Annotated in this window: 1 protein-coding gene; it reads right to left on the bottom strand. The window is 65.2% G+C overall.

Annotation, left to right across the window (positions count from 1 at the left end; translation table 11 throughout):
• Positions 1 to 247, bottom strand: a 247-nt coding sequence (locus tag ACLJNW_RS27450) for an ABC transporter permease (RefSeq protein WP_410961716.1), incomplete at both ends; no start/stop codon positions are given.

Here is a 247-nt window from a genome sequence, read left to right as displayed (position 1 = left end):
CCACTGCGGCGCCCACTGGCTGAACGCATCGAGCACCAGCGGAAAGCCGCTGAGCATGAACAGGAAGCAGGCGGCCACGGCGAGGATGAAAGCGATCACCTGGTTCTTCGCCAGGGCCGACATGCACGAACCGATGGCCAGGTAGCCGCCGGCCAGCAGCCAACTGCCCAGATAGCCGGCGAGAATCGCACCGTTGTCCGGCTCGCCCAGGTAGTTCACCGTGAGCACCATGGGGAAGGTCAGCAGC

This window comes from Salmonella sp. SAL4457 (genome assembly GCF_046548235.1).
Taxonomy (GTDB): domain Bacteria; phylum Pseudomonadota; class Gammaproteobacteria; order Enterobacterales; family Enterobacteriaceae; genus Salmonella; species Salmonella enterica.
This window is presented reverse-complemented; position numbering and strand designations above follow the sequence as displayed.